Annotated in this window: 7 protein-coding genes and 1 pseudogene; 5 read left to right on the forward strand and 3 right to left on the reverse strand. The window is 68.1% G+C overall.

From position 1 onward, the window contains the following. The first annotated feature begins 146 nt into the window (after positions 1–146). On the forward strand, positions 147–776 hold the full coding sequence (locus ABZ818_RS42440; RefSeq protein ID WP_361427591.1) for a type III effector protein: 630 nt from the start codon (positions 147–149) through the stop codon (positions 774–776). A gap of 158 nt (positions 777–934) precedes the next feature. Beyond that, positions 935–1153 carry a hypothetical protein gene (locus ABZ818_RS42445; protein ID WP_361427594.1) on the forward strand — a complete coding sequence of 73 codons (219 nt, stop codon included), beginning with the start codon at positions 935–937 and terminating at the stop codon, positions 1151–1153. A gap of 217 nt (positions 1154–1370) precedes the next feature. Here ABZ818_RS42445 and ABZ818_RS42450 read toward each other — a convergent pair whose 3' ends face one another. Then, positions 1371–1748 carry a MerR family transcriptional regulator gene (locus tag ABZ818_RS42450; RefSeq protein WP_361427597.1) on the reverse strand — a complete coding sequence of 126 codons (378 nt, stop codon included), beginning with the start codon at positions 1746–1748 and terminating at the stop codon, positions 1371–1373. Positions 1749–1920: 172 nt separating this feature from the next. Between ABZ818_RS42450 and ABZ818_RS42455 the strand changes: the two genes are divergently transcribed. Both ABZ818_RS42455 and ABZ818_RS42460 read left to right on the forward strand, forming a co-directional pair. After that, positions 1921–2337, forward strand: coding sequence for a carboxymuconolactone decarboxylase family protein (locus ABZ818_RS42455; protein WP_361427600.1), 417 nt, complete (start codon positions 1921–1923; stop codon positions 2335–2337). 1 nt (position 2338) lies between these two features. Beyond that, the gene (locus ABZ818_RS42460; protein WP_361427603.1) at positions 2339–3055 is read left to right on the forward strand and encodes an SDR family oxidoreductase; all 717 of its coding nucleotides are present in this window, start codon (positions 2339–2341) and stop codon (positions 3053–3055) included. A gap of 47 nt (positions 3056–3102) precedes the next feature. On the opposite strand, the pseudogene ABZ818_RS42465 reads toward ABZ818_RS42460, so the two are convergent. Continuing rightward, a pseudogene (locus ABZ818_RS42465) lies at positions 3103–3255 on the reverse strand (IS4 family transposase); the annotation flags it as partial. A gap of 462 nt (positions 3256–3717) precedes the next feature. Continuing rightward, entirely contained in the window at positions 3718–4440 is a 723-nt protein-coding gene (locus ABZ818_RS42470; RefSeq protein WP_361427605.1) for a DUF4389 domain-containing protein, read from the reverse strand. 344 nt (positions 4441–4784) lie between these two features. Between ABZ818_RS42470 and ABZ818_RS42475 the strand changes: the two genes are divergently transcribed. Continuing rightward, complete coding sequence (locus ABZ818_RS42475; protein WP_361427608.1) at positions 4785–4976, forward strand: hypothetical protein; 192 nt, start codon at positions 4785–4787, stop codon at positions 4974–4976. Positions 4977–4990: the final 14 nt, after the last annotated feature.

Below are 4990 nucleotides of genomic sequence, written 5' to 3' on the forward strand. Positions count from 1 at the left end.
GTCAGTGCGCATCAACATCGTGAAAACACCTCCAGCAGGTTCAGGCAGTTGCTGCCAATGCGCCTCACTGGCACCGTTGTAACATGTCATCCAATGGATGACAAACACGATGTCGTCTACGTGATGACAATCCGAGGGAGGTGCCCGTGACCGCAGCCGACCAACCGCCCACGACCAGTACGAACGCCCACAGCCCGGCGTCATTCCTCGCCGCCGCGGCGGCCCTTAACGCCATAGACGACGCCCTGCGCGACGCCCGAGAGTCCCCGGACACGCCCGACGGTCCCGGTCCCGGTCCGGAGCAGGCGCTGGCCTCCCTGATGCTGCTGCGGCGGGTGCGCGAGCAGCTCGCCGAGTGGGAGACTGGCCTGATCGAAACGGCCCGGGACGCGGGAGCCAGCTGGGCGGACCTCGCTCATCCCCTTGGCGTCGCCAGCCGCCAGGCCGCCGAGCGCCGCTATCTGCGCGGCCGTCCCGGCCCGGCCGGGACCACCGGCGAGCAACGCGTGACGGCCACCCGCCAGGCCCGGGCTGCCGAACGCACCACCGCCACCTGGGCCCGCGCCAACGCCGCTGACCTGCGCCGCCTCGCCGGCCAGATCACCGCCCTTACCGACCTTCCCCCGGCCGCCCGCCGCCCGCTCGGTGAGCTCCACGCGGCCCTCGCCCACAACGACCCCGCCGACCTCATCGCCCCCCTGACCGCTACCCGCCCCCACCTGGCCGCCGCCCACCCCGACCTTGCCGCCCGGCTCGACACCCTCACACCCCCCTGAACCCACCCGTTGTCCCAAGGCATGGCGCGAGGTCCCCCTGCCGTCGCATGGCACAACCCTGCGCGCAGGAACTCCGGCAGCGGACTTGTCTGATCACAGTCGGTCGGCATGGACGAGCTGGTGGAGCACTGGACGGTGCCGCCCGTACGATGATCGGCGTGACCGTCCGCCGCGCCCTTGGCCCCGGCCCCGAGGCTTCCGCGCACAGCATCCGCGCCGCCCAGGCCGACCTTCTCGACGAACTCCCCGGCGTCCACCTGCCCGACGTTGCCGAGCTGCGCGCCCGGGGCGTGCTCGGAGCCCCCACGGCGACGCTCACCACACCGCGGAGGACCCTCGGAGCCGGCGGCCGCGCCGACGAGGAGCCGTCCGCCTGACCTTGAGATTTAACCTCGGTTGGCGGGATTTGTGCTTCCCGGCTCAGCATGTGCCCGCCGAGCCGGGGAGCAACCCTGGACAGCACTCTTTCAGGTGTACCTGAGGCAGGAGTCTGCGCATCAGCCCTTGGCCGAGCGGAGCGCTGTCCTCTGAGCTCAGCCGCCGATGGGCTACCACATGGCCATGCTGGCATGAGGCGGGGCGAGGACGTGCTCGTCACCCGGCGGCTTGCGGTGACGGTTCGTCGTAGATCCCGACGCGTAGGACGTGCTCGATGACGCCGTCGAGCTTGTCGCGTGCCGCGGTCAGCTCGGTGATGCGCTGCTGGATGGCGTCGCGCTCGTGCCGGATCTTGTCGTACATGCTGCCGGTGACCATTCCCGTAGACACGCACGGCAGCAGATCGACGATCGTGTGGCTGGGCAGGCCTGCGGCGTAGAGCTGCTGGATGAGCCGAACCCGCTCGACCGCGCCCTCGTCGTAGGTACGCTGCCCGCCCACGGTGCGGTCCGAGTCCAGCAGCCCCTGCTGCTCGTAGTAACGCAGCGAGCGCACGCTGACGCCGGCTCGATCCGCCAGTTCCCCGATCCTCATCGTGTCTCCCGTCACATCCGCCTTGGCGGATTTGTCTCTGACATCAATGTCAGGTTCTAGCGTAGGTGACGGCTCCAAGAACGGAGACCACCACGCACCCGGCCCCGTTCTCGCACCCTGGTGCACGAGCAGACGGGACCGGACAGAACGAATCGGCCTGAGGAGACACATCATGAGTGACAGCATCGACCTGACCAGCAAGAGCGAGCGGTACAAGAAGGGCATCGCATACTACGAGTCGATCCACGGCGCGGCCGGCGCGCAGTCCTTCGACGCTTTGGAGGGCATCGCCCCTGGGTTCGCGGACCTGCTCATCGAGTTCACGCTCGGCGACATCCACTCCCGCCCCGGCCTGGACGTCAAGACGCGCGAGCTGCTCACCGTGGCCGCGCTGACCGCCATGGGCACCGCGAACCTCCAGCTCAAGACCCACGTTGACAGCGCGATGAACGTCGGCTGGACCAAGGAAGAGATCATCGAGACCATCACCCAGATGGCCGTCTACGCCGGGTTCCCCGCCGCTCTCAACGGGTTCTTCGCCGCGGCCGAGGTCTTCGCCGCCCGCGAAGCCGCCGGCCAGGAGGCCTGAAATGGAGCTCGCAGGACAGACCGCCCTGGTCACGGGCGCGAACCGCGGCATCGGCCGCCGGTTCGTCGCCGAGCTCCTCGCTCGTGACGTGCGCAAGGTCTACGCCGGCATCCGCAACCCGGATGCCGCCGACCAGGAGATGCGTGAGGACCCACGCGTCGAGCTCGTGCGCCTGGACATCACCGACACCGACGCGGTCGAGGCGGCAGCACACCAAGCCGAAGACGTGTCGGTGTTGATCAACAACGCCGGGATCTCCACCTCCCAGCCCCTCCTAAAGGCCGACGTCGACACCGTCAGGCGCGAGATCGAGACACACGTGTTCGGGACCCTTTCCATGGCCCGGGCGTTCGCCCCCGCACTACGAGCGCACCAGGGCGCGATGGCCAACATCCTGTCCGCGCTGTCATGGTTCTCCTACCCCGGCTCCGGTGCCTACTCCGCGGCCAAAGCAGCCGAATGGAGCCTGACCAACAGCCTGCGTCTCGAGCTCGCCCCCGCGGGTGTCCTGGTCCAGGGCGTGCATCTGGGAGCGGCCGACACCGATATCAGCGCCGGGTACGAGGGACCCAAGATCGACCCCACCGACGTCGCACGCTTCAGCCTCGACGGGATCGAGAACAATCAGATCGAAGTCCTCGTTGACGACTGGAGTCGAACCGTTAAGGCCGCACTCACCAGCGAACCCAACGCCGTGCTTACCGCACTGGCCGGCTAGAAAAAGCCGACCACAGGTGTGTGGCGTGCCCGTGCGGGCACGCCACACACGGCATGGGTGCCACACTCGGCCAGGACCGCCATCCTCGCCTGCGGATACGCACTGCGGCCCTGCCCGCGCATGGTGCCAGGACGCTCGAAGAACTGAGCGTTCGCCGCGGTGTCCGGAACGTCGAAGACCGTGCCGTCCATCGCCGAGACCAGGCGCCCTGCGTCCGCTCGACCGCGACCGGTCAAGCGGACGCTCAAGTTGCTTCGGGACGAAGAGGTCGCGGGGTGCCGGCCGGGCACAGCGCGAGCTGGCGGTGAGGAAGGCTCGACCCCGCACTCCTGGGTCAACCGGAGACAGCCCGGCATAAGTTCGGGCCGTCTCTGGGCCGTGCGGGGGTGCTCAACGATGACAGATGACGACAATCGACGTCGGCTCTTCCCCTGCTCAGAGACGGTGCTTCGGGTACCGGCGCAGGTGCCGATCAGTGAAGCAGAGTTGAGGAAGATCAGAAGTCGTCCGTAGATCGGCTCCTGACCGCAGTTGCCGACACTTGCCACGCCCATTGAGACTCCACCGACCTTGCTTGACAGCGGGCGGTGGAGTGAGCACGAGGCCGACGGTTCGGTCAGGATCGGTGAGGCGCGAGAGCGCCTGATCGGTCGGCGAGCCGGTCAGCCGGTTGCGGGCTCTCGGAGCACTGTCGGCTCGGTGCCGCCGGCGTCGATCCGCAGGGGCGGATACTCGTCCGTCATCAGCGCCACGTAGGCCAGCAGGCGCAGGATCCAGCGGTCGAAGCCGACGATCGGGCCGAAGAGGTGTTTGGGGTAGTGGCCTGTGAACAGCAGGATGGCCGCAGGCCCGAGAAAGCACGAGACCACGACGGCGCAGACCACCAGCAGCCAGAGGAGGCCGCCCCACCACTGGGCCGCGAGGAAGACCAGTGAGGAGAGAGCCAGGAGGAGGAAGTGCGGCAGGGGCAGCAACCACGACTTCACCAGCACCAGGCCGCGTGACAGCCGCTCGGGATAGGCGATCTCCACCCGTGCCGGGTACCCGGGCACGGCCCCCAGGCTGAACGGCGGATAGCGATCGGTGGCGAGCGTCCCGGAGGAGTAGTAAGCCACGCGCCACGTCCAGCGCAGCACGCCTGTGGTGAAGGCGAACAGCACGCGCGGGTAGCGCCCGGTGAACAGGATGGCGATGAAGGCGATCGCGCTTGCCGCGACGAACAGCAACCAGAGTGCCGTCAGCGCCATGTGGTGGGGGATGAGTAGGACCGGCTTCACCAGCCACAGCCAGCGCGACAGGGGCTCGTCCAGTTCGGCCTCGACCGTCACCGAGCGGTACGGTCTCCGGTTCGCCGCCCGGGCCGGCAGGTGCCACCGAGTCCGCATACCTCCAGTGTCATGCTCCCGGTCCCGTCCGGCACGGCGTGCTGGAGAGCACTTCACCCGACGTACCCGGACCGAACAGGGCTGACCGCACGTACCGCTCGCATACAAAGCCGCGGATGATCTCGCGACTCTGTCGCTTGCAGTGACTGCAATCCTGACGGCAACGACGGCGGACGGTAGCGGCACTCGGCAACCCGGAACGGAGGCACCAAGGTGCCGTCGGGCCGCCCCCTCAAGGCATGCCCGCATCTTCTAAGCGCTTGGCCGCATCCCGGGTTGCAGACGAGACCCCGATCAACCGCTGCTGCCTGTCCAGCGGATCACGGTGCTGGCAGAGTGTGCCCGTGAGTTACAGCATCTTCCTGCTCCGGTTCGTGGACGGCGAGGTCGTCACCCTGAACGCCGAACAGTTCCGGCAGAAGACTGAGCCTTACGTGGTGGCGGGCGGCCTGGAGGAGCAATTGTCATTCCTGAAGGGGCGGATGTCGTCAAGAGGGTCGGTGAGGCCCGCTGTTGACGGTCCTGGGCAGGGGTGAGCGGCTCGCGGCCG

The organism is Streptomyces sp. NPDC047453 (genome assembly GCF_040643155.1).
GTDB lineage: Bacteria > Actinomycetota > Actinomycetes > Streptomycetales > Streptomycetaceae > Streptomyces.

Bases quoted from the DNA above. Each gene is read 5' to 3' on its own strand.
- ABZ818_RS42470 (WP_361427605.1), bottom strand. From the start codon at position 4,440: ATGCGGACTCGGTGGCACCTGCCGGCCCGGGCGGCGAACCGGAGACCG.
- ABZ818_RS42450 (WP_361427597.1), bottom strand. From the start codon at position 1,748: ATGAGGATCGGGGAACTGGCGGATCGAGCCGGCGTCAGCGTGCGCTCG.
- ABZ818_RS42460 (WP_361427603.1), top strand. From the start codon at position 2,339: ATGGAGCTCGCAGGACAGACCGCCCTGGTCACGGGCGCGAACCGCGGC.
- ABZ818_RS42455 (WP_361427600.1), top strand. From the start codon at position 1,921: ATGAGTGACAGCATCGACCTGACCAGCAAGAGCGAGCGGTACAAGAAG.